The sequence below is a fragment of the Micromonospora sp. NPDC004336 genome (assembly GCF_053602615.1).
In genome coordinates this window covers 1-26,917 of record NZ_JBSGDY010000079.1, presented here as the reverse complement: position 1 = coordinate 26,917, position 26,917 = coordinate 1, and the positions used below count along the sequence as shown (strand labels likewise).

Sequence of the window (26,917 nt, the reverse complement as noted above, 5' to 3'; positions counted from 1 at the left end):
GGCTCACCTACCGGTGAGCCCGACCCGGGCCGTTCTGTGAGGGAGTGTTACAACATTCCCTCGCCACGTCCGTCATCCCCGTGTCGGCCGTCCGACGCGCCCCCTGTCTGGAGGACCACCCCATGGGCCGTTATCTGTTGAGACGGCTGCTCCAACTCATCCCGGTCTTCATCGGAACGACGTTCCTGATCTACTGGCTGGTCTGGTCGGTGCCCGGTGACCCGTTCGCCGGCAAGTGCGGCGAACGCCCCTGCCCCGACAGCTACGTCAACATGATGACCGAGAAGTTCAAGCTGGATCAGTCGATCTGGGTGCAGTACGGGAACTACATGCAGAACCTGTTCCAGGGCGACTTCGGGCAGACGTTCGGCGGCCGAGAGATCGGCGACATCATCGCCACGTCGTACCCGAACACCCTGAAGCTGGCCCTGGTCGCTCTCGCCATCGAGGCGTTGATCGGCCTCACCGCGGGTGTGCTGACCGGCCTGCGCCGTAACGGCTTCCTGGACAACCTGGTCCTGGTCTCCAGCCTCTTCCTGATCGCGCTGCCGATCTTCGTCATCGGCTTCGTGCTGCAGTGGGTGCTCGGCGTGCAGTGGGGGGTCATCAAGCCCACCGTCTCCAACGAGATGCGCATCTCCGAGCTGATCGTCCCCGGCTTCGTGCTCGGTAGCGCCTCGATGGCGTACATCGCCCGGGTGGCCCGGACGAGCATCGCCGAGAACCGTCGTGCCGACTACGTCCGCACCGCGATCGCCAAGGGCCTGCCGATGCGCCGGGTGGTCGGGGTGCACCTGCTGCGCAACTCGCTCATCCCGGTGGTGACGCTGCTCGGCACCGACCTCGGCGCCCTGATGGGCGGCGCGATCGTGACCGAGGGCATCTTCCAGATCAACGGAATCGGCCGCCAGGTCTTCCGCGCGATCGTCACCAAGGAGAGCGCTACCGTTGTCTCCATCGTGGTGGTCCTGGTGCTCGTCTACCTGGTGATGAACCTGTTGGTCGACCTGCTCTACGCCGCCTTGGACCCGAGGATCCGCTATGAGTGAGCGCAGCGAACGAATCGTCATTGCAGCGTCCGTGGGCACCCGTGCCCGCGCCGAGCGGAGCGAGGTACGGGCATGAGCGACCCGAGTGCCGCGTCGATCGTCACCACACCGCCTGCCCAGCAGCCGACCGAGATCGGCGCTCCCACGAACGCGGGGCTGCCCGAGAACGCCCGCCGGGAGAAGCCGCGCGGCCTGCTCGGTGACGCCTGGCTCATCCTGCGCCGCAAGCCGCTGTTCTGGATCTCCGCGGCGTTCATCGCCGTCTTCCTGCTGATGACCGCCTTCCCGTCGCTGTTCAGCTCCGGGGACCCGGAGAACGGCGAACTGAGCCGGAGCCTGGTCGGCCCGTCGTCGGAGGCCTGGTTCGGCTACGACTTCCAGGGCCGCGACGTCTACGCCCGGGTGATCTACGGCGCCCGCGCCTCGATCGTGGTCTCCGTCCTCTCCGTGCTCGGCGTGCTGTTCATCGGCGGCGCGATGGGCATCATCGCCGGCTACCGCGGCGGCTGGGTCGACGCCGTGCTCTCCCGGATCGCCGACGTCTTCTTCGGCCTGCCGTTCGTGCTGGGCGCCATCGTCATCCTGACCACCTTCAACGGGTCGGGCACGAGCAACAGCAAGACCGAGATCATGGCCCTGGTGAGCATGTCGCTGATCGTGCTGGGCTGGCCGGTCGTGATGCGGCTGATGCGCTCCTCGGTGCTGGCCACCAAGGAGGCGGACTACATCGTCGCCGCCCGCGCGCTGGGCGCCGGCACCGGCCGGATCATCCTCAAGCACCTGCTGCCGAACTGCCTCGCGCCGCTGCTGGTCTACGGGACGATCCTGGTCGGCTCCTTCATCGGCGCCGAGGCGACGCTGTCGTTCCTGGGCGTCGGCCTGAAGAGCCCGGTGGTCTCCTGGGGCATCATGATCAACGAGGCGCAGGCCCTCATCCGCGTCGCGCCGTACCTGCTCTTCTTCCCGGCAGCCTTCCTCGTCACCGCCGTGCTGAGCTTCGTGATGCTCGGTGAGACGGTCCGCGAGGCCCTCGATCCGAAACTCCGCTAGGGGCGATTCAGTTGTCCGACATTCTCGTGTCCGAGCAGTCCGCAGCGGGTACCTCCGGTCGCCCCTCCGGTCGGCTGCTCGAGGTCGAAGACCTTCGAGTGGAGTTCCGCACCCGGGACGGCGTCGCGAAGGTCATCAACGGGGTCACGTACCACGTCGACGCGGGGGAGACCCTCGCCGTGCTCGGCGAGTCCGGCTCCGGTAAGAGCGTCACCGCCCAGACCATCATGGGCATCCTCGACACGCCGCCCGGCTTCGTCACCGGCGGCGAGGTCCGCTTCCACGGCAAGGACATGCTCAAGATGTCCTTCGAGGAGCGGCGCCGCATCCGCGGCGAGGGCATTGCCATGATCTTCCAGGACGCGCTCTCGGCGCTCAACCCGGTTTTCACCGTCGGGTTCCAGATCGCCGAGCAGTACCGGGTGCGGCGCGGGATGAGCCGCGCCGACGCCAAGAAGCGCGCGATCGAGATGCTCGACCAGGTCAAGATCCCGAACGCCAAGGGCCGGTTCAGCAGCTATCCGCACCAGTTCTCCGGCGGCATGCGGCAGCGCGCCATGATCGCGATGTCGCTGGCGCTGGACCCGGAGGTGCTGATCGCCGACGAGCCGACCACCGCCCTGGACGTGACGGTGCAGGCCCAGATCATGGACCTGCTCGCCGAGCTGCAGCGCGAGCGGCAGATGGGCCTGATCCTGATCACCCACGACCTCGGCGTGGTCGCCGACGTCGCGGACCGGATCGCGGTCATGTACGCGGGCCGGATCGTCGAGGAAGCCAACGTGTACGACCTGTACGCCAAGCCGGCGCACCCGTACACCATCGGCCTGATCAACTCGATCCCCCGACTCGACGAGAAGGGGCAGGAGCTCCGGACCATCAAGGGCCTCCCGCCGAACCTGATGAACATCCCGCCGGGCTGCCCCTTCAACCCGCGCTGCCCCATGGCGCAGCCGGTCTGTCGGGAGAAGGTCCCGCCGCTGCTGCAGGTGGGTGCCGGCCGGGCCAGCGCCTGCCACTTCGCCGAGGAGCTGGTGAACCGTGACTGAGAACATCCTCGAGGTGCGTGACCTGGTCAAGCACTACCCGGTGACCCGGGGCGTGGTGTTCAAGAAGACCATCGGCCACGTCAAGGCGGTCGACGGGGTCTCCTTCGACCTCAAGGCCGGCGAGACCCTGGGCGTGGTCGGCGAGTCCGGCTGCGGCAAGTCCACCCTGGCCCGGGTCCTGATGAACCTGGAGCGGCCGACCTCCGGCAGCGTCCTCTACAAGGGCCAGGACATCTCCAAGCTCTCCGGCGGTGCGCTGCGGCGCCTGCGCCGGCAGATCCAGCTGGTGATGCAGGACCCGTACACCTCGCTGAACCCGCGGATGACGGTCGGCGACCTGATCGGCGAGCCGTTCGAGATCCACCCGGAGGTGGCGCCGAAGGGCAGCCGCCGGGGCAAGGTCAAGGAGCTCCTCGACCTCGTCGGCCTCAACCCGGAGCACATCAACCGGTACCCGCACCAGTTCTCCGGCGGTCAGCGCCAGCGCATCGGCATCGCGCGGGCGCTCGCCCTGCGGCCCGAGATCATCATCTGCGACGAGCCGGTGTCGGCGCTGGACGTGTCGATCCAGGCGCAGGTGATGAACCTGCTGGAGAAGCTCCAGGGCGAGTTCGGCCTGTCGTACGTGTTCATCGCCCACGACCTGTCGGTGGTCCGGCACCTGTCGGACCGGGTCGCGGTGATGTACCTCGGCAAGATCGCGGAGATCGGCACCGAGGACGAGATCTACGAGCGGCCGACCCACCCGTACACCCAGGCGCTGCTGTCGGCGGTGCCGGTGCCGGACCCGACCGTCCGGGAGCACAAGGCGATCATCCGCCTCACCGGTGACGTACCGTCGCCGGTCAGCCCGCCCTCGGGCTGCCGGTTCCGCACCCGCTGCTGGAAGGCGCAGGACGTCTGCGCCGAGCAGGTCCCGCTGCTGGAGATCCGGCCGGGCTCGGACCACCCGAGCGCCTGCCACTTCGCCGAGAAGCGGGAGATCGTGCACACGCACGAGGCGTGACACCCACGGGACCGCCTGCCGACGTCATCGCGACGACGGCAGGCGGTTCCGTCGTTTCCGGGCCCGCGCGGCCCGCCGGCGGTGCGGGGACGCCCGGCGTACGCCTCACAGGGGGCCGCGGCCGGCGCGCAGCAGCAGCAGCGCGAGCTGCGTACCGTCGGCGCCGAGGGCGGCCCGAAAGCGCTCCAGGATCTCCCGTTCCCGGGCGAGCACCAGCCGGGTGCCACCGGACGCCATCCGGGTCGCCCCGACCTCCTGGGAGAGGCGGGCCCGCTCCTGCCACAGCTCGACAAGCGCCCGATCGATCTCGTCGATCCGCTCCCGGATCTCCACGATCCGGGCGGCCGCTGCCGGTTCCGCGGTGCCGGTGCGCGTCTCCGGCTTCCCGTCGCCGGCCGGCGCGTCGACCGGGCCGCCCGCCTCCGGGCCGCCCGCCTCCGGGCCGCCCGCCTCCGGCCCGGGCCAGTCCGGCTCGGGCCGGGTCAGGCTGCCGTTGGACTCCACCACGTCTGTCATCATCGGGTACCCCTCGCCGTCTGGTGCCCGGTGCCCGGATCCCGAGACGGAAAAGCCCCGGGCTCCAGGAGCCCGGGGCTTTTCGTAGGTCTGTGTGCTCAGGCGCGACCTACGGCTGCCGGACTCCCGGTGCCGTAGTAAAAGTAGAAGCGCTGACCGAACACGCCGTCGAGTATGCCGACCCGCACCTCCCCAGCGCAAGGATTCCCCCAAACCCGTGCCCGAACACACCACCTCGCCCCCGCCCTGCCCTCGCCTCCGCGATCTTGCACTTTCTGCCCCGGCATATTGGACAGCTGTGACGAAACGGGGGCAGGAACTGCAAGATCGCGGGGGCGAGGGCGGGCGCCCGGCGGAGGGCGGGACCCGGTGCCGTCCGGGGGCCGCTTTCCGCGGCGGGCGCCGGGTCGGCGACGGCTCGGTCGCACCCGGGGCCACGCGGCGGGGAAGTGTCCGCCCGGCGGCATAGACTCGCCGTGCGATGCATCCTCTCTTCGACATCCCCGTGTCCCCGCCCGCGCCGGCGCCTGCCCCGACCCCGCCGCACCGGCCGGGGTCGGCCGCTCGCCGCCTCGACCCGCAGGCCCTGGTCGAGGGCCTGAACGGGCCGCAGCGCGACGCCGTGACCCACGCCGGCTCGCCGCTGCTGATCGTGGCCGGCGCCGGCTCGGGCAAGACCCGCGTCCTCACCCACCGGATCGCCTACCTGCTGGCCGCCCGGGACGTCCACCCTGGCGAGATCATCGCGATCACCTTCACCAACAAGGCCGCCGGGGAGATGAAGGAGCGCGTCGCCCACCTGGTGGGTCCGCGCGCCCGGCTGATGTGGGTGTCGACGTTCCACTCCGCGTGCGTGCGCATCCTGCGCGCCGAGCACGAGCACGCCGGGCTGAAGTCGACCTTCTCGATCTACGACGCGGACGACTCCCGCCGGCTGATGCAGATGGTCGCCCGGGAGCTCGACCTCGACCCCAAGCGCTACCCGGCGCGCGGGCTGGCCGCCCAGGTCTCCAACCTGAAGAACGAGCTGGTCGACCCGGAGGAGTTCGCCGGCCGGGCCAAGGGCCCCAACGAGCGGGCGCTGGCGGAGGCCTACACGCTCTACCAGCGGCGGCTGCGCGAGGCGCACGCGCTCGACTTCGACGACCTGATCATGACGACGGTGCACCTGTTCCAGTCGCACCCGCACGTCGCGGAGAGCTACCGCCGCCGGTTCCGGCACGTGCTGGTCGACGAATACCAGGACACCAACCACGCCCAGTATGTGCTGATCAAGGAGCTGGTCTCCGGCACCGAGGGGATCGAGCCGGCGGAGCTGTGCGTCGTCGGCGACGCCGATCAGTCGATCTACGCGTTCCGCGGCGCCACGATCCGCAACATCCTGGAGTTCGAGCGGGACTTCAGCGACGCGCGGACGATCCTGCTGGAGCAGAACTACCGCTCCACCCAGACGATCCTGAACGCGGCCAACGCGGTGATCGACCGGAACACCTCGCGCAAGCCGAAGCGGTTGTGGAGCGAGGCGGGCGCCGGCGAGCAGATCGTCGGCTACGTGGCCGACACCGAGCACGCCGAGGCCGACTGGGTGGCCCGCGAGATCGACCGGCTGGTCGACGCCGGCGACACCCGCCCCGGCGACGTGGCGGTCTTCTACCGCACCAACGCGATGTCCCGCGTCTTCGAGGAGGTGTTCATCCGGGTCGGCCTGCCCTACAAGGTGGTCGGCGGGGTGCGCTTCTACGAGCGCAAGGAGGTCCGCGACGCGTTGGCCTACCTGCGCGCGGTGGTCAACGACGACGACACGGTCAGCCTGCGCCGGATCCTCAACACGCCTCGCCGGGGCATCGGCGACCGCGCCGAGGCGTGCGTGGAGGCGCTGTCCAGCCGGGACCGGATCTCCTTCGGCGCGGCGCTGCGGCGGGCGAAGGACGCCCCGGGCATCTCCACCCGGGCGGCCAACGGCATCGCCGACTTCGTCGCGCTGCTCGACGGCGCCCGCGAGTTGGCAGAGACCGGCACCCCGGAGGAGGTGCTGGAGGCGCTGCTGACCCGCTCGGGCTACCTCACCGAGCTGGAGGAGAGCCTCGACCCGCAGGACGCCGGTCGGGTCGACAACCTCCAGGAACTGGTCAGCGTCGCCCGGGAGTACACGGAGCGGATCGAGGCGACCGGGGAGGAGGGGGAGCGGGCCACCCTGGCCGGCTTCCTGGAGCAGGTCGCCCTGGTCGCCGACGCCGACCAGCTGCCGACCGACGACCCGGACCACCAGGGCGTGGTCACCCTGATGACGCTGCACACCGCCAAGGGGCTGGAGTTCCCGGTGGTCTTCCTCACCGGCCTGGAGGACGGCGTCTTCCCGCACCTGCGCTCGCTCGGCGACACCCGGGAGCTGGAGGAGGAGCGCCGGCTGGCCTACGTGGGCATCACCCGGGCCCGGCAGCGGCTCTACCTCTCCCGGGCGGTGACCCGCTCGGCGTGGGGGCAGCCGTCCTACAACCCGCCCTCGCGGTTCCTGGAGGAGCTGCCGCCGGAGCTGGTCCACTGGGAGCGCACCGAGGGGTCGTACACCTCGTGGGCCGGTGGGGGCGGCGGCGTCGGCGGCCGTGCGGACCGTGCGCCCGGCGGGCGTGGCACCTTCAACGGCGGCACGCCCAAGGCCGCGCAGCTTGCGAAGCGGCTCGGCGTCGACGCCAGCCGGCTGACCACGGCGAGCGAGCTGCCGCAGGGGCCGAAGGTGTCCGCCGGGGACCGGGTCAACCACCAGCGCTACGGGCTGGGCCGGGTGCTCGCGGTGGAGGGGCACGGCCCGAGCGCCCGGGCGCAGATCGACTTCGGCGACCAGACCATGTGGCTGGTGCTCCGGCACGCCCCGATCGACAAGCTCTGAGCCCCGGTCGTCTTCGCCCCCGGGGCCCCGCGACCGGCCGGGCCGCCCTGACCGGGGCGTCGGGGGCGTCCCGGCGGGCGTCCTGGCCGGGGTGTCGGGGGGCATCCGGGCGGGCGTCCTCGCCGGGGTGTCGGGGGCATCCCGGCGGCCGCCCTGGCCCGGGTGTCGGGGGCGTTCCGGCGGCCGTCCTGGCCGGGGCGTCGGGGGCGTTCCGGCCAGGACGGGGGCCGGAGAACGGCACGGCCCGGCCCGGCGGATGCGCCGGACCGGGCCGTTCGTCGTGCTACGCGCTCAGCAGGCCACGTCGACGCCCCGGGCGCGCAGGAACGGCGCCGGGTCGATCTGGTTCCACATCTGGCCCTGGTGGACCTCGAAGTGCAGGTGCGGGCCGGTGGAGTCGCCGGTGGAGCCCTCCAGGCCGATGGTCTCCCCGGCGCCCACCTTGTCGCCCACGCCCACCTTGGCGGTGCTCAGGTGGGCGTACTGGGTCAGGTAGCCGTTGCCGTGGTCGATGACGACGGAGATGCCGTACCCGTCGCCGACGTCGCCGGCCTTGGTGACCGTGCCGCCGAAGGCGGCGCGGACGGGGGTGCCGGCCGGCAGCGCGAAGTCGATGCCGGCGTGCAGGGTGCCCCAGCGCGGCCCGTAGCAGGAGGTGATCGCCGCGCCCTTCATCGGGATGACCCAGCTCGGCTTCGGCTTGCTGGTCTTCTTCGGCGTGGGCTTGGCGGTGGTGGCCTTCGGGCTGGGCTTCGCCGTCGGGCTGGCCTTCGTAGGGCTCGGCGTCGGGCTGGCGGCGGGGGTGACCGGGGCGGTCGACTCGCGGGCGGAACGGTCGGCGCGGTCCGCGGCCTCCGCGCGGGCCTGCGCGTCGAGGGAGACGGCGGCGGGGGTGGCGGGGTCGTCGCCGCCGGTGGCCGCGAAGGCGGCTCCGCCGAGGCCGAGCCCGGCCAGGGCCGCCGCGGCGATGATCACGCGGGTGCGGCCGCCGGCCGACCGCCGGTGCCGGGCCGGGGCGTCGGGGGTGTTCTCGTTCCGAATGTCTTCCTGCACGGCGGACCTTCACTGATCGAGGGGCACTTGACCTCGAAATACTGGTGTCGGCGCCGGCCGGAACGGGTATGGGGCCCGGTGCGGGGCGGGCTCGCGGCGGGCATCGCCGTCCGTTATCTCCTGCCCTGCGGCATTAAGCGGGATAAGTGATCATGGGCGGTGGTGGCGCCCGTCACAGTCGCGGTTGTGACCCAGCAGACTTTGCCTGTCGGCGGGCAACGAAAAACCGCCCGGATCGACAGATCCGGGCGGTCAGCGGTCGATGCGCAGCGTCAGGACGCGGCTACGTCGCTGTAGATTGCCTCGACTTGTAGCTTGATGTCCACTCCGCGCTCCTGGAGCCACGGCACCGGGTCGAGCGGCTCGCCCTTGACATGGACCTCCAGGTGGAGGTGGGAGCCGTAGGAGTGGCCGGTGTTGCCGACGAGGCCGAGCTGGTCGCCCGCCTTGACCTGCTGCCCCTCCTTCACGCTCAGGGCGGAGGAGTGGCCGTAGATCGCCTCGCTGCCGTCGGCGTGCTGGACGATGACCGTGTAGCCGTAGCCGCCGAACCAGCCGGCCTTGGTGACGGTGCCGGCGTGGATGGCGACGTAGGGCGTGCCCTCGGGGGCGACCAGGTCGACGCCGGTGTGCAGCTTGCCCCAGCGCATGCCGTAGGGCGAGTTGAACTCGTAGCCCTGGAGGGGGAGCAGCCACACCTCGCGCTCGGTGGCGGCCTCGGCGCCGGCGGCGCGGGTGCTGTCGCGGGAGGCGCGGTCGGCGGCGTCGGCGCGGGCCGCGGCGTCCTGGCTGAGGGTCGAGGCGGCCTTCAGCTCGTCGAGGACCGACGGGCTGACGCTCTTGGCGTCCGGCAGGGCGCCCGCGCCGATGGCGACGATGCCGGCACCGACGAACGCGGTGGTGACGACGGCCGCGTAGCGGCTGCGCGGGGGGGTGGGTACGCGGCGACGGCCGCGATATCGATCGGGCTCAGACGACAGGCGCTGGCGCACGCACACCCTCCGTTGTCGGGGATCCGATGCGGCTTCCCCGACGCCCGTGAAGCTCGGGTGAACGTCGGCTGGCCGCGTCGTCACCCGTCCGTGGACCTGATGACAACCGTGGACACGTTAGCCAACCACCAGGGGCGTTACAAGCCGAAGCGCCGAATTGCCGCCGCGTTCTGTCCCTTTGCGTCCGTGATTGTCATGGCTCGTACCCCTCGAACGGGGGCCCCGTAACTGCCCGTTCGTCGCGCAGCGTGACCGAATGGCGGAGGTGTCCGGCTTGACGGCGGTGATCATCTGCGGCAGGCGTAGCCTCTGCGGCGCCGTGCCTCCCGGCGGCGGGCCGGCCGGCCCGCGTGAGCTTCGCCGCCCGGATTTCCCGGGCCGGGCGGGGCGGGTTACCGTTCGTTCAGGTGAAGCCGCGGAGCCGGTGAAAGGGATGCGCAGATGAGCTCTCGTGTTCGGGTCGTCGTCGCCAAGCCGGGCCTTGACGGCCACGACCGTGGCGCCAAGGTCGTCGCGCGTGCCCTCCGGGACGCCGGTATGGAGGTCATCTACACCGGCCTGCACCAGACCCCGGAGCAGATCGTGGAGACCGCGATCCAGGAGGACGCCGACGCGGTCGGGCTGTCCGTGCTGTCCGGGGCCCACATGACGCTGTTCCGGCGGGTGGTGGAGCTGCTCGGCGAGCGGGACGCCCGCGACATCGTCGTCTTCGGCGGCGGCATCATCCCCGACGCCGACATCCCCGAGCTCCAGCAGCTCGGCGTCGCCAAGATCTTCACGCCGGGCGCCACCACCGCGTCGATCGTGGAGTGGGTGCGGGAGAACGTCGCCCAGCCGGTCGCCTGACCCGCCGCCGTGCCCGGCGGCCGTTCCCGGGCACGGGGGAGGGGCCGGACGCACCCCTCACACGTCCGGCCCCTCTATGCACGATGCCCCGCCGCCACCCCTCGACCGACAGGGCATCGGCCGTCTCCCGTCGTCGCGCTGCATCAGCGCTCCGACACCTGACTCAACGACGCCCTCATCCGGGGGTTACGCGGCCCGGCCAACATCGCCCGGACGGCTGACGTCGGGGCCGAAGTCGCGGAAAGGCCGCGCGACGCCGACGGTTGTGCATTACCGCACACCCCGCACCCGCTCGGTTGCCGCCGGTGTCCACCTCGCTAGGCTGCGCCCAATGGCCTGTTTCAACTGATGACAGGCGTCAAACTGTTTTCCATAACGCTGGTGGCGGCGCGACGGCGCGCCGCGGAGACGGGACGGGACGCGCAAACGTGGACCTGTACGAGTACCAGGGGCGGGACCTGTTCGAGCGGCACGGCTTGCCCGTGCTCGCCGGCGGCGTCGCCACGACCCCGGAGGAGGCCCGCGCGATCGCCGAACGCCTCGGCGGTCGGGTGGTCGTCAAGGCGCAGGTGAAGGTCGGCGGCCGGGGCAAGGCCGGCGGCGTCAAGCTGGCCGAGGGCGCGGAGGAGACGGTGGCCCGCGCCACCGACATCCTCGGCATGGACATCAAGGGTCACACCGTCCACAAGGTCATGATCACGGTGACCGCGGACGTGGCCGAGGAGTACTACTTCTCCTACCTGCTCGACCGGGCCAACCGCACCTTCCTCTGCATCGCAAGCGTCGCCGGCGGCATGGACATCGAGCAGGTCGCCGCCGACACCCCGGAGAAGGTCGTCAAGGCTCCGATCGACGCCAACACCGGCGTCGACGAGGCGAAGGCGCGCGAGATCGTCGCCGCCGCCGGCTTCCCGGCCGAGGTCGCCGACCAGGTCGTCGAGGTCGCGGTGGGCCTGTGGAAGGCCTTCGTCGCCGAGGACGCGACGCTGGTCGAGGTGAACCCGCTGGCCAAGACGGGCGAGGGCAAGCTGCTGCTGCTCGACGCCAAGATCACCCTGGACGAGAACGCCGCGTTCCGGCACCCGGACCACGAGGCGCTGGTCGACCAGGCCGCGGTGGACCCGCTGGAGCAGGCCGCCAAGGAGAAGGACCTCAACTACGTCAAGCTCGACGGCGAGGTCGGCATCATCGGCAACGGCGCCGGCCTGGTCATGTCGACCCTCGACGTGGTCGCGTACGCCGGTGAGCGGCACGGCGGCGTCAAGCCGGCCAACTTCCTCGACATCGGCGGCGGCGCGAGCGCCGCGGTGATGGCGAACGGGCTGGAGATTGTCCTGTCCGACCCGTCGGTGAAGAGCGTCTTCGTCAACGTCTTCGGCGGCATCACCGCCTGCGACGAGGTCGCCAACGGCATCGTGCAGGCGCTGGCCCTGCTCGAGCAGCGCGGCGAGCAGGTCACCAAGCCGCTGGTCGTCCGCCTCGACGGCAACAACGCCGAGGCCGGCCGGGCGATCCTGGACGGCGCGAACAACCCGCTGGTGCAGCGGGTCGACACGATGGACGGCGCGGCCGAGCGGGCCGCCGAGCTGGCGGCTGCGGGGGTCTGACAATGGCTATCTGGCTGACCAAGGACTCGAAGGTCATCGTTCAGGGGATGACCGGTTCCGAGGGTTCCAAGCACACCCGGCGGATGCTCGCCGCGGGCACCAACGTCGTCGGCGGCGTCAACCCGCGCAAGGCGGGTCAGACGGTCGACTTCGACGGCACCGAGCTGCCGGTCTTCGCCAGCGTCGCCGACGCGATGGCGCAGACCGGTGCGGACGTGACCGTGATCTTCGTGCCGCCGCAGTTCACCAAGGGCGCGGTCGTCGAGGCGATCGACGCCGGGATCGACCTGGCCGTCGTGATCACCGAGGGCGTGCCGGTGCACGACACCGCCGCGTTCTGGGCGTACAACGTCGCCAAGGGGGAGCGCACCCGGATCATCGGGCCGAACTGCCCGGGCATCGCCTCGCCGGGCGCCTCCAACGCCGGCATCATCCCGGCCGACATCACCGGCACCGGCCGCATCGGCCTGGTCAGCAAGAGCGGCACGCTGACCTACCAGATGATGTACGAGCTGCGCGACATCGGCTTCTCGACCTGCGTCGGCATCGGCGGTGACCCGATCATCGGCACCACCCACATCGACGCGCTCGCCGCGTTCGAGGCCGACCCGGACACCGACGCGATCGTGATGATCGGCGAGATCGGCGGCGACGCCGAGGAGCGGGCCGCCGAGTTCATCAAGGCGAACGTGACCAAGCCGGTGGTCGGCTACATCGCCGGCTTCACCGCGCCCCCCGGCAAGACCATGGGCCACGCCGGCGCGATCATCTCGGGCTCGGCGGGCACCGCCGACGCCAAGAAGGCGGCGCTGGAGGCGGTCGGCGTCAAGGTCGGCAAGACCCCGACCGAGACCGCCAAACTCATGCGGGAGATCATGTCCGCGGGCTGACAGCCGCTGGCGTACGACCGGAGGGCCGACCGTTCGCGGTCGGCCCTCCGTCGTCGAGGCCCGGCGGCCCTCCGCCGTGGTGGCGCGGCGGCCCCGGTCGTCGTGGCGCGGGCGACCTCAGTCGTTGTAGACCGGGTAGTTGCCGCCGGCCCAGAGCACCCCGCTGCCGATGATGTTGAGCACGCCGAACACGATCGCCAGCCAGCCGAGCACCGGCGACTTGCCGAAGCGCTTGGCGTCCCGGATCGACAGGTAGCCGAAGACGATCCCCAGGATGCCGCAGCAGAGCAGGCCGAGGACGATGCCGAGCACCCCCCACAGCGTCGTGCGGTCCTGGCCGGCCGCGGGTGGTGGCGGCGGTGGCGGTGGGTACGGAGCGTTCACGGCTTCCCTCCGGGCGTCGGCGCCGCGACTTCGGTCGCGTCCCTGCGCCGAGGCTAGACCGGATCGAGGGCGGAAGACGGTGGATCACGGAACTCGCCGCCGCTGCAGGGCGGTATCGGACTGCCGCCGGACGCGCGGCGTGCCAGAGTAGACGCGATGTCCTCCGTCACCCCTGATCAGCCGAGCCGTCCCGGCGTCGAGCCCGGCCCCGACTCCCGGCCGGACGCGCCCGCCGGGCGGGGCCGGCGGGTGCCCGCACAGCGCGGCGGTGAGCCGCCCCGCAGCCGCGCCCCGCTCGTCGTCGCCGCCGGGGTCGCCGCCGGGTGGGCGGCGCTCACCTCGTGGCTGCCGGTCGTGGTCGTGCTCTGGCTGTTCCAGCTCAGCGAGGACGCCGCCTCCGTGCCGGGCGCGCTGCGCGCCGGGCTGGCCGGCTGGCTGCTCGGGCACGGCGTCCCGCTGGAGACCGCCGCCGGCCCCCTCGGGCTGGCCCCGCTGGCGCTGACCGCACTGGTGATCTGGCGGCTGACCCGGGCGGGCGTGCACACCAGCCGGGCGATCGGCGCGCGCGGCGGGCGGTCGCCCCGGCAGGCGCTCGTCGCCGCCGGCGCGGTCGGCATCGCGTACGCGCTGCTCGCGACGCTCGCCGCGGTGCTGGCCGGCGCGGGCGGTCCGGGGGCGTCGCCGGTCCGCGCCGGGGCCACCTGCGCGGTGCTCGGCACGCTCGGCGCGCTGATCGGCGCGGCGCGCACCACCGGCGTCGCCGGGCTGCTCGCCGCGCGCTGCCCGGAGCCGCTGCGCGACGGGATCCGCACCGGGCTGGTCGCCGGCCTGCTGCTGCTCGCCGCCGGTGGCGGGGCGGCGGGGCTCGCCGTGGCCACCGGGGGCGGCGACGCCGCGGACCTGATCGGGGCCTACCGCACCGGGGTCGCCGGGCAGGCCGGGATCACCCTGGTCAGCCTCGCCTACGCGCCCAACGCCACCGTCTGGTCGACCAGCTACCTGCTCGGTCCGGGCTTCGCCGTCGGCACCGACACGGCGGTACGCACCAGCGAGGTCTCCGTCGGCGCGCTGCCGGCCGTGCCGCTGCTGGCGGGCCTGCCGCGCGGTCCGGTCGACGGGGTCGGCGCCGGCCTGCTCGCGGTGCCGGTCCTCGCCGGGATGGCCGCGGGCTGGCTGCTGGCCCGCCGGCTGCTCCGGCTCGCCGCCGACGACCGGGCCCCGCTGCGCTGGGGCCCGCTGCTCTGGCCGGCGGCGCTCGCCGGCCCGGTGGCCGGCCTGCTGCTGGGCGTCGCCGCCGCCGCCTCCGCCGGGCCGCTCGGCGGCGGCCGGCTCGCCGAGATGGGCCCCGTCGCGTGGCAGGTGGCCGGCGTGGCGACCGCCGTGATCGCGGCGGGCGCGCTGCTGGGCGCCGCCGCGACCCGGATGCTCGCCCGCCCCGCGCCCCGCTGACCTCGTCCGCGCGCCCTCGCCGTCGGCCGGGCTCGCCCGGCCGCTGACGCCGAAGGGGCGCCCCGGACGAGCCGGGACGCCCCTTCGCGCGCGATGCCGGTCAGGGCTGGTAGGCGATCCCGAAGATCAGCAGGACGATCTGGAGCAGGCCCAGCCCGGCGCCGATGCCGCCGCAGATCAGGCCGGCGAGGGCCTGACCCTGGTTGTCGGCCAGCCCCTGCGCTGCCTTCTGCCTGCCCATCCAGCCGGTCACCACCGCGCCGATGCCCAGCGGGATGCCGAGGTAGCAGCAGACCATCGGGATCGAGACGATACCGAGGATCATCGACACCAGGCCGAGGGTGTTCTGCTGCTGGCCGGGCCCCTTACCCGCGAACCCGGCGTTCGGGTACATCGGCGGCGGGTACGCCTGCTGCCCGTACGGGTCCTGGTACGGCTGCTGCCCGTACGGCTGGCCCGAGGTCGGCGGCTGGCCGTACGGCTGGCCCGAGGTCGGCGGCTGGCCGTAGGGCTGGCCCGAGGTGGGCGGCTGGCCGTAGGGCTGGCCGGAGGTCGGCTGGCCGTAGGGGTTCTGCGGGGCGGCGTACGGGTCGTTCGGCTGCCCGGAGGTGGGCTGCTGACCGTACGGCGCCGCCGGCGGCGGGGCGTACGGGTCGTAGTGCGGCTGCGCGGCCGGGTCCTGGTGCGGCTGCTGGCCGTAGGGATCCTGACCGGGGTAACCGGGCTGCATGCGAACTCCTCGTCAGTTCTGTCAGTAGGTGCTGGCCGAGTCGCCACCGACCATCCCGGCGAGGCCACCGAGCAGGCAGCACACCAGAACGATCACATACCAGCTGATGCCGACGATCAGCGCCCACTTGGACCACTTCTTCGACTCGGCGGCCGCGGCCTGGGCCCCGGCGTAGTCGCCCTGCTGGAGCAGCGGGTTCACCTTGGAGGCGTTGATGATGGCCGGGATCGCCAGCGGCCAGAAGAGGAAGATGGCGACGATCGACATTGTCATGTTGTTGTTGACAGCAGGCTGCTGCGGCTGGTATCCGGGCTGCATCTCGGCGTACTCCTCATTCCACTCGGCACCCCCGGGGCGCCGAATCACTGACGGGTGCGGGCCGGACTCGCTGCCGGTCCCGAGCGACCGGCAGCGTACCCGGTCCGCGCCCCTCGCGTCGTCGGTGAATGTCGCGCTGCCCAGCGAATGGACGCGCCGACCTGCCCGATAAGGTGGCCGGGTGACCGAGCCCGCGTCCGTCGCCCGCATCGTCGTCCTCGTCTCCGGCTCCGGAAGCAACCTCCAGGCACTGCTCGACGCCTGCGCCGATCCCGCGTACGGCGCCCGGGTGGTCGCGGTCGGCGCCGACCGGGACGGCATCGCCGGGCTGGACCGGGCCGCCGCGGCGGGGGTGCCCACGTTCGTCGAGCGGGTTCCCGACCATCCCTCCCGGGAGGACTGGGACGCCGCGCTGACCGCCCGCGTCGCCGAGCACCGTCCCGACCTGGTCGTCTCCGCCGGTTTCCTCAAGCTGGTCGGCCCGCGCTTCCTGGCCGCCTTCGGCGACCGCTACCTGAACACGCACAACACGCTGCTGCCGGCGTTTCCCGGCATCCACGGCCCGCGCGACGCCCTCGCCTACGGCGTGAAGGTCACCGGGGCCACGCTCTTCTTCGTCGACGCCGGCATGGACACCGGCCCGATCGTCGCGCAGGTCGCCGTGCCGGTGCGTGACGACGACGACGTCGAGACGCTCACCGAGCGCATCAAGGAAGCCGAGCGGCGCCAGCTCGTCGAGCAGGTGGGCCGCCTGGTCCGCGAAGGTTGGACGATCACCGGAAGAAAGGTCACGGTCCCGTGAGTTCCACTCAGGACGAACGCCGCCCGATCAGGCGGGCGCTGGTCAGCGTCTACGACAAGACGGGCCTGGTCGAGCTGGCCCGGGCGCTGCACGCGGCCGGGGTGGAGATCGTCTCGACCGGCAGCACGGCGTCGACGATCGCCGGCGCCGGGGTGCCGGTGACTCCCGTGGAGGCGGTGACCGGCTTCCCGGAGATCCTCGACGGCCGCGTCAAGACGCTGCACCCGAAGGTGCACGGCGGGCTCCTCGCCGACCTGCGCAAGGATTCGCACGCCGCCCAGCTCGACGAGCACGGCATCGCGGGGATCGACCTGCTGGTGTCCAACCTCTACCCGTTCCAGGCCACCGTCGCCTCCGGCGCCGGCGTCGAGGAGTGCGTGGAGCAGATCGACATCGGTGGTCCGGCCATGGTCCGGGCCGCCGCCAAGAACCACGCCTCGGTCGCCGTGGTGACCGACCCGGCCGCGTACCCGGCCCTGCTCGCCGCGCTCGGCGAGGGCGGCTTCACCCTGGCCCAGCGCCGCGTGCTGGCGGCCCGCGCGTTCGCCGTCATCGCCGAGTACGACGTGGCGGTGGCCGAGTGGTGCGCCAGCACGCTGGCTCCCGAGCAGGACGGCTGGCCGGGCTTCGCCGGCCTGTCGCTGCGCCGGCAGGCGGTGCTGCGCTACGGCGAGAACCCGCACCAGGCGGCCGCGCTCTACGCCGACCCGTCCAGCCCGGCCGGGCTCGCCCAGGCCGAGCAGCTGCACGGCAAGGAGATGTCCTACAACAACTACGTCGACGCGGACGCCGCGTGGCGGGCGGCCAACGACTTCGCCGACCGGCCGGCGGTGGCGATCATCAAGCACGCCAACCCCTGCGGCATCGCGGTCGGCGCCGACGTGGCCGAGGCGCACCGCAAGGCCCACGCCTGCGACCCGGTCTCCGCGTACGGCGGGGTGATCGCCGTGAACCGCCCGGTGAGCGCGGAGATGGCCCGGCAGGTCGCGGAGATCTTCACCGAGGTGCTGGTGGCGCCCGGGTTCGACGAGGGCGCGGTGGAGGTCCTCCAGGGCAAGAAGAACATCCGGCTGCTGCGCGCGCCGGCCTTCGACCCGCTGCCGGCCGAGTGGCGGCAGGTCACCGGGGGCGTACTGGTGCAGATGGCCGACCGGATCGACGCGGACGGCGACGACCCGGCCAACTGGCGGCTGGCCACCGGCGAGGCGGCCGACGAGGAGACCCTGTGCGACCTGGCGTTCGCCTGGCGGGCCGTGCGCGCGGTGAAGAGCAACGCGATCCTGCTCGCGAAGGACGGCGTGACCGTCGGCGTCGGGATGGGGCAGGTCAACCGGGTCGACTCGGCCCAGCTCGCGGTCAGCCGGGCCGGGGCGGAACGCGCCCGCGGCTCGGTCTGCGCCTCGGACGCGTTCTTCCCGTTCGCCGACGGCCCCAAGATCCTCATCGACGCGGGGGTGCGTGCCATCGTCCAGCCGGGCGGCTCGATCCGCGACGAGGAAGTGATCGCCGCCTGCAAGGAGGCCGGCGTCACCATGTACCTGACCGCCACCCGCCACTTCTTCCACTAACCCCTGCCCTCCCCGCCCCCGCCCCCCCGCTCCCCGCCCCCGCCCCCGCCCCCGCCCCCGACGCGTCGTCGATCTTGCACTTTCTGCCCTCATATATCGGGGTCAAGCGGACAAACCGAGGGCCGAAAGTGCAAGATCGCGGGTGCGGGGTGCGGGGTGCGGGGTGCGGGGTGCGGGGTGCGGGGTGCGGGGTGCGGGGGTTAGGGGAGGGGGCGGAGTTCTGCGAAGTGGCAGGCCGAGGGGTGGGGGTCCGCGGCCCGGGGTACCGCGTGGGGCTCCTGGGTGGCGCAGACCTCCTGGGCCTTCCAGCAGCGGGTGCGGAAGTGGCAGCCGCTCGGCGGGTCGGCCGGGCTCGGCACGTCGCCGGTCAGCCGGATCATGGTGCGCCGGTCGCGGGCTTCCGGGTCCGGCACCGGCACCGCCGACAGCAGCGCCTGGGTGTACGGGTGGGTGGCCCGCTCGTAGATCTCGTCCTCGGTGCCGATCTCGACGATCTTGCCGAGGTACATCACCGCCACCCGGTCGGAGATGTGCCGGACCACGGACAGGTCGTGGGCGATGAAGATGTACGACAGGCCGAACTCGTCCTGGAGCTGCTCCAGCAGGTTGATCACCTGCGCCTGGATCGACACGTCGAGGGCGGAGACGGGCTCGTCGCAGACGATGATCTCGGGCCGCAGGGCGAGCGCCCGGGCGATGCCGATGCGCTGGCGCTGACCGCCGGAGAACTGGTGCGGGTACCGGTTGATGTGCTCCGGGTTCAGCCCCACCACGTCGAGCAGCTCCCGCACCCGCTGCCGCCGGCTGCCCTTCGGCGCCGCGTCCGGGTGGATCTCGAACGGCTCGCCGATGATGTCGCCGACCGTCATCCGCGGGTTCAGCGAGGTGTACGGGTCCTGCATCACCATCTGCATGTTGCGCCGCAGCCGGCGCAGCTCGGCGCCGGAGGCGGAGAACAGGTCCCGGCCCTCCAGGGTGGCCCGGCCGGCGGTCGGCGTCTCCAGCCGCATCAGCAGCCGGGCCAGGGTGGACTTGCCGCAGCCGGACTCGCCGACCACCCCGAGGGTCTCGCCCCGGCGCAGCTCGAAGCTGACCCCGTCGACGGCCTTGACCGCGCCGGTCTGCTTCTGGAACAGCACGCCCTGGCGGATCGGGAAGTGCTTGACGAGGTTGTCGACGGCGAGGACCGTCTCGCCCCGGACCTTGGTCGGGCTAGCGGGCGCTGTCATCACGGACCTCCTGGGCGAAGTGGCACGCGCTGGTCCGGCCGTCGCCGAGGACCAGGTCGTGCGGCACCACGTCCACGCAGACCTGCTGCGCGTACGGGCACCGGGGGTGGAAGGGGCAGCCGGACGGGATCCGCAGCAGGTTCGGCGGCAACCCCCTGATCGTGGAGAGCTGCTGGCCCCGCACGTCCATCCGCGGGATCGACTCCAGCAGCCCCTTGGTGTACGGGTGGGCCGGCGCCCGGTACAGCGAGCGGACGTCGGCGTGCTCGACGATGCGGCCGGCGTACATGACGGCGATCCGGTCCGCGACGCCGGCGACCACGCCCAGGTCGTGGGTGATCAGGATCAGCGCCATGTCGAGGTCGCGGCGCAGGTCGGCGAGGAGGTCCATGATCTGTGCCTGCACGGTGACGTCCAGCGCCGTGGTCGGCTCGTCGGCGATCAGGACCTTCGGGTTCATCGCCAGCGCCATCGCGATCATGACGCGCTGGCGCATGCCGCCGGAGAACTGGTGCGGGTAGTCGCCGAGCCGGGTCGCGGCGCCGGGGATCTTCACCAGGTCCATCAGTTCGACGGCCCGCCGCCGGGCGTCCGCCTTGGACATTCCCTCGCGCTGGCGCAGCGTCTCGCCGATCTGCCAGCCCACGGGGAACACGGGGTTCAGCGCGGAGAGGGCGTCCTGGAAGATCATCGCGATCTCCTTGCCGCGTACCTGGCGGCGCTGCTCCTCCGACACCTTCAGCAGGTCCCGGCCCCGGTAGAGGATCTGGCCGGAGCGGATCACCGCCGGGGGAGTGTCGAGGATGCCCATGATCGCCTGTGCGGTGACGGACTTGCCGGAGCCGGACTCGCCGAGCACGGCGAGGGTCTCGCCCGGGTCCAGGTGGTACGAGACCCCGTTGATCACCTTGGCGACGCCCTCGCCGGTGCGGAACTCGACGTGCAGGTCCCGTACGTCCAGCAGGTGCCCGCCCTCGGGGGTCGGGGAGGCCGGCGTCGGTCGGACGGCGGACTGGCTCACTGCGTTCGCCTTTCGCTCGGGGCCGCGGGGCCCGCTGCGCGCACCCGTCGCGCCCGCACCGGTTCCCACCTCTCGTTGCCGACTGCCCGGCTCGTCTCGCGCACTCGCACCGGTCACCGCAGCTTCGGGTCGAACGCGTCGCGGATGGCGTCGCCGAGCATGATGAACGCCAGCACGGTCAGCGCGAGGAAGGTCGAGGGGACGATCAGCGGGGTGGCCGACTCCCGCATGTGCACGCGGCCGGAGTCGATGTCGATGCCCCAGGAGATGGTCGGCGCCTTCAGGCCGATGCCCAGGAACGAGAGCGTCGCCTCGGCCGCGATGAAGGAGCCGAGCGCGATGGTCAGCACCACGATCGCCGGGGCGAGCGCGTTCGGCAGGATGTGCCGCAGCATGATCCGGCCGTCGCCGGCGCCGAGCATCCGGGCCGCCGCCACGTAGTCCTGCTCCTTCGCGGTGATCACCGAGGAACGGACGACGCGGGCGGCCGTGGTCCAGCCGAGGACCGCCAGCACGAAGATCACCGCCCCGATCCGGACCGCGGAGCTGTCGCTGTTCACCCGCTTGAGCAGCACGATCGCGGCGAGCAGCAGCGGGATGCCGAGCACGATGTCGATCACCCGGGAGAGCACCGCGTCGACCCAGCGGCCGAAGTAGCCCGCCATCATGCCGACGAAGAGCGCGATCACGCCGGTGAGGAGCGCGGAGAGCGCGCCGACCAGCAGCGACGCGCGGGCGCCGTACACCGCCCGGGAGTACGTGTCGCAGCCCTGGAAGTCGTACCCGAAGATCGCTCCGCCGGACGGGCCGGCGTGCTGGCGGGCCAGCACGCAGTCGCGGGGGTCGTTCGCGGTGAACAGGCCGGGGACGGCGGCCATTGCGGCGACCAGCACCACGAGGACGAGGCTGATCCAGAAGATCGGCTTGCGGCGCAGGTCGCGCCAGGCGTCGCCGGCCAGGCTGCGTGGCTTCTGCGGTACGCCGGCCTGACCCGGCGCGCCGGGCTCGCCCGACGGCCCGCGCCGCGCGGCCTGGTTCTCGCTCGCGGCGACGGTCTCGAAGTCGCTCATGCCCGCACCTCGCTGCGCGCGCTCGGCGCTCCCCGTCGCTGCGCTCCGGGGCGCGCCGAGCCGCGACACGCTGCGCTGTCGATTCGTTCGCTGCGCGCTGTCGGCGCTCCCCGTCGCTGCGCTCCGGGGCGCGCCGAGCCGCGACACGCTGCGCTGTCGATTCGTTCGCTGCGCTCACTCATAGCGGATCCTCGGGTCGAGTACGGCGTACAGGACGTCCACCACCAGGTTGGAGACGAGGTAGACCACGACCAGCACGCTGACGATGCCCACCACCAGCGGGCCGTCCTCGGTGCGGATGCCGCGGAAGAGGTTGAAGCCGACACCGGGGATGTTGAACACGCCCTCGGTGATGATCGCGCCGCTCATCAGGTTGCCCAGTTCGACGCCGAGGAAGGTGACCACCGGGATGAGCGAGTTGCGCAGCACGTGCACGCTGACGATCCGCCGTTTCAGCAGGCCCTTCGAGCGGGCGGTGCGGACGTAGTCGGCGCGCAGGTTCTCGGCCACCGACGTCCGGGTCAGCCGCAGCGCGGTGGCCAGGGAGAGGGAGCCGAGCACGATGCCGGGCAGCAGCAGGGCGTACAGGTCGGGGTCGGCGCCGGCGGTGGGCGGGAAGAGCTGCCACCTGACGCCGAGGAGGTACTGCGCGAGGGGGGCGAGCACGATGGTCGGGATGCCGAGCACCAGCAGCGTCAGCAGCAGCGTCGAGTTGTCGAAAATGCTGGCCCGCCGGATGCCGGCGAGCACGCCCGCGGTGACCCCGAAGACGATCGTGACGGCCATGGCGATCAGCGCCAGCTTGACCGTGACGGGCCAGGCGGCGGCCAGGATGTCGCCGATGGAACGCCCGGTCAGCGACTGCCCGAGGTCGCCCCGCAAGAGGTTCTTGATGTAGTCGAAGTAGCGGTAGAAGAAGCCGCCGACCCCGGTCTGGTCGAGGTGGAACTTCTCCGTCAGGTATGCCCGCTGCGCGGCCGTGACCGGCCGTTCGCCGGCGAGCGCCTGGATGGGGTCGCCCTGGCCGGCGAACATCAGCGCGTAGACGATCAGCGTGGTCCCGAAGAACGCGAGGACCATCTGGAGCAGACGCCGCAGGATGAAGCGGAACATACTTGGCAGTCTCTCTGAAAAAGGGCGAAGAGGAAGGCGGGTCGGGCCACCGTCCGCCGATGGCCCGACCCGTCCTGCCGCGTGTTACTTGACGGCCTCGATCTTCAGCAGGTCGATCCGGTCGAAGAGATCCATCTCCACGTTCTTGACCTTGGTCGAGTGGCCGAAGTTGTTCTGGCCGTACCGCAGCGGGATCACCGGCAGGTCCTCCGCCAGCAGGTCCTCGGCCGCCTGGTACTTCTTGACCGCCTCGTCCTCGTTCGCGGCGCTGGCGCCCTCGGCGAGGAGCTTGTCGAACGCCGGGTTGCTGTAGCCGTAGTAGTTGGACGAGCCGTTGCTGCTGTACAGCGGGCCCAGGTAGTTCTCCATGGACGGGTAGTCCATGACCCAGCCCATCCGGAACAGGCCGACCGGCTGCTTGGCCTTCACCTTGGTCAGCAGGTCCGCGAACTTCGGCTCGGCGGTGCCCACGCACTCCACGCCCAGGTTGGCCTTGAGCTGGTTGCAGGTCGCGTCGATCCAGTCCTTGTGGCCGCCGTCGCCGTTGTAGGACAGCTCGATCTTCGCCGGGCCGCCCGCGGCCTGGTAGAGCGCCTTGGCCTTGGCCGGGTCGAACTCGCCGGCCTCGCCGATGGTGTTGTCGCGGTAGCCCGCGACGACCGGCGAGACGAACGAGCGGGCCGGCTGCTGCGAGTCCTTGAAGATCGACTTGGTGATCTCGTCCCGGTCGATCGCCATCGAGATGGCCTTGCGCACGTCCGGGTTGCTGAACTCCTGCTGGAACGTCGGGAACGCCAGCACCTGGAGCGACGAGGCCGGGCTCTGCTGGAACCGGTCACCGAGGTCGGTGGCGGCCGTCGAGAGGTTCTCGGTCGGGATGGTCTTGATGACGTCCAGGTTGTCCGAGAGCACGTCCGCGTACGCGGCGGTCGGCTGCTGGTAGATCCGGAACTCGACGCCGGCCACCTTCGGCTTCTCGCCGGGGAAGGCGTCGTACTTCTCGACCTCGACCTTGGCGTCGTGCTGCCAGGTGCCCTTCATCTTGAACGGACCCTGACCGATCGGCGCCTGCTCGTACCCCTCGGCCAGCACGCCGGGCGCGGAGAACGCGGCCTTCGGCATCGGGTAGAAGGCGGTGTAACCGAGCATGCTCTTGAACTCGCTGTACGGCTCGGTCAGCGTGACCGTGAAGGTCAGGTCGTCGACCTTCTTCAGGCCGGAGAGCGTCTTCGCCTTCGGCGTCTCGCCCTGCAGGTCCTCGTAGCCCGCGACCTTCTCGAAGAAGTAGCTGGAGTTCTGGCCGTTGGGGGCGTAGGCGCCGTAGTTCCAGGCGTCGAGGTAGCTGTCGGCGGTGACCTTCTCGCCGTTGTGGAAGGTGTAGCCGTCCTTGAGCTTGACCGTCCAGGTCGTGTTGTCCTCGGACGTGACCGACTCGGCCGCCACCTCGTACGGCTTGTTGGCCTCGTCGTAGTCGACCAGCGGGCTGAACAGGGCGGCGAGCACCTGCGAGCCGCTCGTCTCGTTGGTGTTGGTCGGCACCAGGTGCTGCGGCTCGGCGATCTCGATCCGCACGGCCGCGTCGGGGTTGCTCTCGCCGGATCCGCCGTCGCCGCCCGAGCCGCAGGCCACCAGGCCCAGGGTCACCGCGAGCGGGAGGGCGGTCCAGGTAGCGAGCCTGCGAACACGCATGTAGCCTCCTCATCTCCTCACGCTGCGCAGCCGGGCCCGACGCTGGGTTTACGCTGCGCAACGTTGGGCAACGGTAGGTCGCGGTTCGGCGTCCGACAACGAGTGCGTCGCGAGGCGATCACGGAACGTGCGCGGAGCCTTGCCGCAGCGGGTCCGACCTGGTAGTGCCCGGCCGGTACGTCGTCGCGCCTGAGGTGGCAGTCCTCTCGCCGTCGGTGGGGCTCGTCGGGGGCTCCTCGCCCCGCCTGTGCCTTCCCGCATCCCGTGTCGGGTTCGGCGTCGTCGCGGCCCGGCAGTCCGGATCCGGGTGTGACCGGTTCGACAGAAGATAACTCACAGTGACTAAGGGCACTTCACTCAACGTGATCGGTGGTGGCTGGCGCAGGTCGTCGGCCCGCCGGGCGTCGACCGTGAGACGATCTGGACGTGACGGCGACGCTTCTGGACGGCAAGGCGACCGCGGCCGAGATCAAGGACGAGCTGCGGACGCGGGTCAAGGCACTGGCGGAACGGGGCATCACCCCGGGGCTGGGCACCGTCCTGGTCGGCGCGGATCCGGGCTCGCAGGCGTACGTCAACGGCAAGCACCGCGACTGTGCCGAGGTGGGCATCGCCTCGATCCGTCGCGAACTGCCGGCCGACGCGACCCAGGAGCAGGTCGACGCCGTGCTCGCCGAGCTCAACGCCGACCCGGCCTGCCACGGCTACATCGTCCAGCTCCCGCTGCCGGGCCACCTCGACACCCAGCGGGTGCTGGAGCTGATCGACCCCGACAAGGACGCCGACGGCCTGCACCCGGTCAACCTGGGTCGGCTCGTCCTCGGCTACGACGGCCCGCTGCCCTGCACCCCGCGCGGCATCGTCGAGCTGCTCCGCCGGCACGACGTGGCGCTGCGCGGGGCCAAGGTCGCGGTGGTCGGCCGGGGCAACACCGTCGGCCGCCCGCTCGGCCTGCTGCTCACCCGGCGCAGCGAGAACGCCACGGTGACCCTGTGCCACACCGGCACCCTCGACCTGGCCGCCCACACCCGGGCCGCCGACATCGTCATCGTGGCGGCCGGCGTGCCGGGGCTGCTCACCGCCGACATGGTCACGCCCGGCGCGGTCGTGGTCGACGTCGGCATCACCCGGGTGATCGGCCCGGACGGCAAGGGCCGCTACACCGGCGACGTCGCCCCCGAGGCCGCCGAGGTGGCCGGCAAGCTCGTGCCCATGCCGGGTGGCGTCGGCCCGATGACCCGCGCGATGCTGCTGACCAACGTCGTGGAGCGCGCCGAGCGCGACTGAGGAGCCCGGCTCCCGACCGGTGGGGGTCCGGTCCGCCCGGCTCCGAACCGGTGGGGCGCCCGCCCGGCCCCGCCGGCAGGCGGGACGGCGGTGACGTTCGCCCCATCCCGGCGATGGCCGCCGCCCCTGCCCTGATCGGTGCCAGGATGACTGATACGGTCCGGAAAACCGACTGGTAGCAGGGAGTGGGACGACCATGGGTAAGAAGGTCACTGTCGTCGGGGCCGGCTTCTACGGCTCCACCACCGCGCAGCGCCTGGCCGAGTACGACGTCTTCGACACCGTCGTGATCACCGACATCGTGGAGGGCAAGCCCGCGGGTCTCGCCCTGGACCTCAACCAGTCGCGCGCGATCGAGGGCTTCGAGACCAAGGTGGTCGGCGTGACCACGGGTCCGAACGGCGAGGGCTACGAGGCCATCGAGGGCTCGGACGTCGTGGTGATCACCGCCGGCCTGCCGCGCAAGCCGGGCATGAGCCGGATGGACCTGCTGGAGACGAACGCCAAGATCGTCCGTCAGGTCTCCGAGAACGTCGCCAAGTACGCCCCGAACGCCGTCGTCATCGTCGTGTCCAACCCGCTGGACGAGATGACCGCGCTGGCCCAGCTCGCCACGCAGTTCCCGAAGAACCGCGTGCTCGGCCAGGCCGGCATGCTCGACACCGCCCGGTTCACCAACTTCGTGGCCGAGGCGCTGAGCGTACCGGTGAAGTCGGTCAGGACGCTGACCCTCGGCTCGCACGGCGACACCATGGTGCCGGTGCCGTCGAAGAGCACCGTCGACGGCAAGCCGCTGCGTGAGGCGATGCCGGCCGAGCAGATCGAGGAGCTGGTCGTCAAGACCCGCAACGGCGGCGCCGAGGTGGTCGCGCTGCTGAAGACCGGCTCGGCGTACTACGCCCCGTCCGCCGCCGCCGCCCGGATGGCCAAGGCCGTCGCGGAGGACTCCGGCGAGGTCATGCCGGTCTGCGCCTGGGTCGACGGCGAGTACGGCATCTCCGGCGTCTACCTGGGCGTCGAGGCCCAGATCGGCGCCGAGGGCGTCAAGCGGGTCGTCGAGACCGACCTGGACGCCGACGAGCTGGCCAGCCTCAAGGAGGCCGCCGAGGCCGTCCGCGCCAAGCAGGCCGACGTCGCCAACATGTGACCTGAGCACCACCTCCGGAAGGGGCACGCCACACCCGGCGTGCCCCTTCCGCCGTCTGCGCCCCAGGGACCTAGACGAGTAAGTCCTAATCCTGGTCAGTGGTCGTAGGCGATCAGTGACCTGGTCAGGGGCTGTCCGGTGGTCCGGTTGTGCCAGATGGCGGCG

The 26,917-nt window shown here is 71.7% G+C and carries 24 protein-coding genes; 13 read left to right on the top strand and 11 right to left on the bottom strand.

The annotated features are described in order from the left end of the window. Positions 1 to 122 precede the first annotated feature (122 nt). From ACWENR_RS17775 to ACWENR_RS17760, 4 genes are all read left to right on the top strand, one after another. Positions 123 to 1,049 (top strand): ABC transporter permease, encoded by a 927-nt coding sequence (locus tag ACWENR_RS17775; RefSeq protein WP_452278082.1) that lies wholly within the window; start codon positions 123 to 125, stop codon positions 1,047 to 1,049. Between the two features lie 72 nt (positions 1,050 to 1,121). Further along, positions 1,122 to 2,099: an ABC transporter permease gene (locus ACWENR_RS17770; RefSeq protein ID WP_452278081.1), complete on the top strand. Its 978-nt coding sequence runs from the start codon at positions 1,122 to 1,124 to the stop codon at positions 2,097 to 2,099. A 26-nt stretch (positions 2,100 to 2,125) separates the two neighbouring features. Next, complete coding sequence (locus ACWENR_RS17765; RefSeq protein WP_452278083.1) at positions 2,126 to 3,148, top strand: ABC transporter ATP-binding protein; 1,023 nt, start codon at positions 2,126 to 2,128, stop codon at positions 3,146 to 3,148. Next, entirely contained in the window at positions 3,141 to 4,154 is a 1,014-nt protein-coding gene (locus ACWENR_RS17760) for an ABC transporter ATP-binding protein (protein ID WP_452278080.1), read from the top strand. The genes ACWENR_RS17765 and ACWENR_RS17760 overlap by 8 nt, the downstream gene beginning before the upstream one ends. A gap of 105 nt (positions 4,155 to 4,259) precedes the next feature. Here ACWENR_RS17760 and ACWENR_RS17755 read toward each other — a convergent pair whose 3' ends face one another. Further along, entirely contained in the window at positions 4,260 to 4,673 is a 414-nt protein-coding gene (locus ACWENR_RS17755) for a chorismate mutase (protein ID WP_452278079.1), read from the bottom strand. Positions 4,674 to 5,151: 478 nt separating this feature from the next. Between ACWENR_RS17755 and pcrA the strand changes: the two genes are divergently transcribed. Beyond that, the gene (gene pcrA, locus ACWENR_RS17750) at positions 5,152 to 7,557 is read left to right on the top strand and encodes a DNA helicase PcrA (protein WP_452278078.1); all 2,406 of its coding nucleotides are present in this window, start codon (positions 5,152 to 5,154) and stop codon (positions 7,555 to 7,557) included. 291 nt (positions 7,558 to 7,848) lie between these two features. Here pcrA and ACWENR_RS17745 read toward each other — a convergent pair whose 3' ends face one another. Together ACWENR_RS17745 and ACWENR_RS17740 are read right to left on the bottom strand one after the other, a co-directional pair. Continuing rightward, the gene (locus ACWENR_RS17745) at positions 7,849 to 8,610 is read right to left on the bottom strand and encodes a M23 family metallopeptidase (RefSeq protein ID WP_452278077.1); all 762 of its coding nucleotides are present in this window, start codon (positions 8,608 to 8,610) and stop codon (positions 7,849 to 7,851) included. A 272-nt stretch (positions 8,611 to 8,882) separates the two neighbouring features. Further along, positions 8,883 to 9,602, bottom strand: a complete 720-nt coding sequence (locus ACWENR_RS17740) for a M23 family metallopeptidase (protein ID WP_452278076.1) — start codon at positions 9,600 to 9,602, stop codon at positions 8,883 to 8,885. Between the two features lie 441 nt (positions 9,603 to 10,043). Between ACWENR_RS17740 and ACWENR_RS17735 the strand changes: the two genes are divergently transcribed. The 3 genes from ACWENR_RS17735 to sucD all read left to right on the top strand — a co-directional run bounded on the left by ACWENR_RS17735 (position 10,044) and on the right by sucD (position 12,945). Then, entirely contained in the window at positions 10,044 to 10,448 is a 405-nt protein-coding gene (locus ACWENR_RS17735) for a cobalamin B12-binding domain-containing protein (protein WP_452278075.1), read from the top strand. Between the two features lie 428 nt (positions 10,449 to 10,876). Then, positions 10,877 to 12,055: an ADP-forming succinate--CoA ligase subunit beta gene (gene sucC, locus ACWENR_RS17730; RefSeq protein WP_452278074.1), complete on the top strand. Its 1,179-nt coding sequence runs from the start codon at positions 10,877 to 10,879 to the stop codon at positions 12,053 to 12,055. A gap of 2 nt (positions 12,056 to 12,057) precedes the next feature. Continuing rightward, entirely contained in the window at positions 12,058 to 12,945 is an 888-nt protein-coding gene (gene sucD / locus ACWENR_RS17725; RefSeq protein WP_452278073.1) for a succinate--CoA ligase subunit alpha, read from the top strand. A 117-nt stretch (positions 12,946 to 13,062) separates the two neighbouring features. Here the strand turns inward: sucD and ACWENR_RS17720 are convergent, their stop codons facing one another. After that, complete coding sequence (locus tag ACWENR_RS17720) at positions 13,063 to 13,329, bottom strand: hypothetical protein (protein WP_452278072.1); 267 nt, start codon at positions 13,327 to 13,329, stop codon at positions 13,063 to 13,065. Between the two features lie 156 nt (positions 13,330 to 13,485). Here ACWENR_RS17720 and ACWENR_RS17715 point away from each other — a divergent pair, with 156 nt between their 5' ends. Beyond that, positions 13,486 to 14,778: a cell division protein PerM gene (locus ACWENR_RS17715; RefSeq protein WP_452278071.1), complete on the top strand. Its 1,293-nt coding sequence runs from the start codon at positions 13,486 to 13,488 to the stop codon at positions 14,776 to 14,778. Between the two features lie 100 nt (positions 14,779 to 14,878). Here ACWENR_RS17715 and ACWENR_RS17710 read toward each other — a convergent pair whose 3' ends face one another. Both ACWENR_RS17710 and ACWENR_RS17705 read right to left on the bottom strand, forming a co-directional pair. Beyond that, positions 14,879 to 15,508, bottom strand: a complete 630-nt coding sequence (locus ACWENR_RS17710; RefSeq protein WP_452278070.1) for a DUF4190 domain-containing protein — start codon at positions 15,506 to 15,508, stop codon at positions 14,879 to 14,881. A 21-nt stretch (positions 15,509 to 15,529) separates the two neighbouring features. Continuing rightward, entirely contained in the window at positions 15,530 to 15,826 is a 297-nt protein-coding gene (locus ACWENR_RS17705; RefSeq protein WP_452278069.1) for a CD225/dispanin family protein, read from the bottom strand. A 181-nt stretch (positions 15,827 to 16,007) separates the two neighbouring features. On the opposite strand from ACWENR_RS17705, the gene purN reads away from it, so the two are divergent. Both purN and purH read left to right on the top strand, forming a co-directional pair. After that, a complete protein-coding gene (gene purN, locus ACWENR_RS17700; protein WP_452278068.1) occupies positions 16,008 to 16,628 on the top strand; it encodes a phosphoribosylglycinamide formyltransferase in 621 nt (206 codons plus the stop codon). Next, positions 16,625 to 18,196: a bifunctional phosphoribosylaminoimidazolecarboxamide formyltransferase/IMP cyclohydrolase gene (gene purH / locus ACWENR_RS17695; protein ID WP_452278067.1), complete on the top strand. Its 1,572-nt coding sequence runs from the start codon at positions 16,625 to 16,627 to the stop codon at positions 18,194 to 18,196. The genes purN and purH overlap by 4 nt, the downstream gene beginning before the upstream one ends. Before the next feature lie 200 nt (positions 18,197 to 18,396). Here the strand turns inward: purH and ACWENR_RS17690 are convergent, their stop codons facing one another. The 5 genes from ACWENR_RS17690 to ACWENR_RS17670 all read right to left on the bottom strand — a co-directional run bounded on the left by ACWENR_RS17690 (position 18,397) and on the right by ACWENR_RS17670 (position 24,318). Beyond that, entirely contained in the window at positions 18,397 to 19,425 is a 1,029-nt protein-coding gene (locus ACWENR_RS17690) for an ABC transporter ATP-binding protein (RefSeq protein ID WP_452278066.1), read from the bottom strand. After that, positions 19,409 to 20,446, bottom strand: a complete 1,038-nt coding sequence (locus ACWENR_RS17685; protein WP_452278065.1) for an ABC transporter ATP-binding protein — start codon at positions 20,444 to 20,446, stop codon at positions 19,409 to 19,411. Before ACWENR_RS17685 ends, ACWENR_RS17690 begins: the two co-directional genes overlap by 17 nt. Positions 20,447 to 20,559: 113 nt before the next feature. Beyond that, positions 20,560 to 21,516, bottom strand: coding sequence for an ABC transporter permease (locus tag ACWENR_RS17680; RefSeq protein WP_452278064.1), 957 nt, complete (start codon positions 21,514 to 21,516; stop codon positions 20,560 to 20,562). Between the two features lie 174 nt (positions 21,517 to 21,690). Then, positions 21,691 to 22,629 (bottom strand): ABC transporter permease, encoded by a 939-nt coding sequence (locus tag ACWENR_RS17675; protein ID WP_452278063.1) that lies wholly within the window; start codon positions 22,627 to 22,629, stop codon positions 21,691 to 21,693. Positions 22,630 to 22,713: 84 nt separating this feature from the next. Beyond that, complete coding sequence (locus tag ACWENR_RS17670) at positions 22,714 to 24,318, bottom strand: peptide ABC transporter substrate-binding protein (protein WP_452278062.1); 1,605 nt, start codon at positions 24,316 to 24,318, stop codon at positions 22,714 to 22,716. A gap of 426 nt (positions 24,319 to 24,744) precedes the next feature. Between ACWENR_RS17670 and ACWENR_RS17665 the strand changes: the two genes are divergently transcribed. After that, positions 24,745 to 25,605: a bifunctional methylenetetrahydrofolate dehydrogenase/methenyltetrahydrofolate cyclohydrolase gene (locus tag ACWENR_RS17665; protein WP_350679471.1), complete on the top strand. Its 861-nt coding sequence runs from the start codon at positions 24,745 to 24,747 to the stop codon at positions 25,603 to 25,605. A 196-nt stretch (positions 25,606 to 25,801) separates the two neighbouring features. Next, positions 25,802 to 26,752 carry a malate dehydrogenase gene (locus ACWENR_RS17660; RefSeq protein WP_452278061.1) on the top strand — a complete coding sequence of 317 codons (951 nt, stop codon included), beginning with the start codon at positions 25,802 to 25,804 and terminating at the stop codon, positions 26,750 to 26,752. Positions 26,753 to 26,917: the final 165 nt, after the last annotated feature.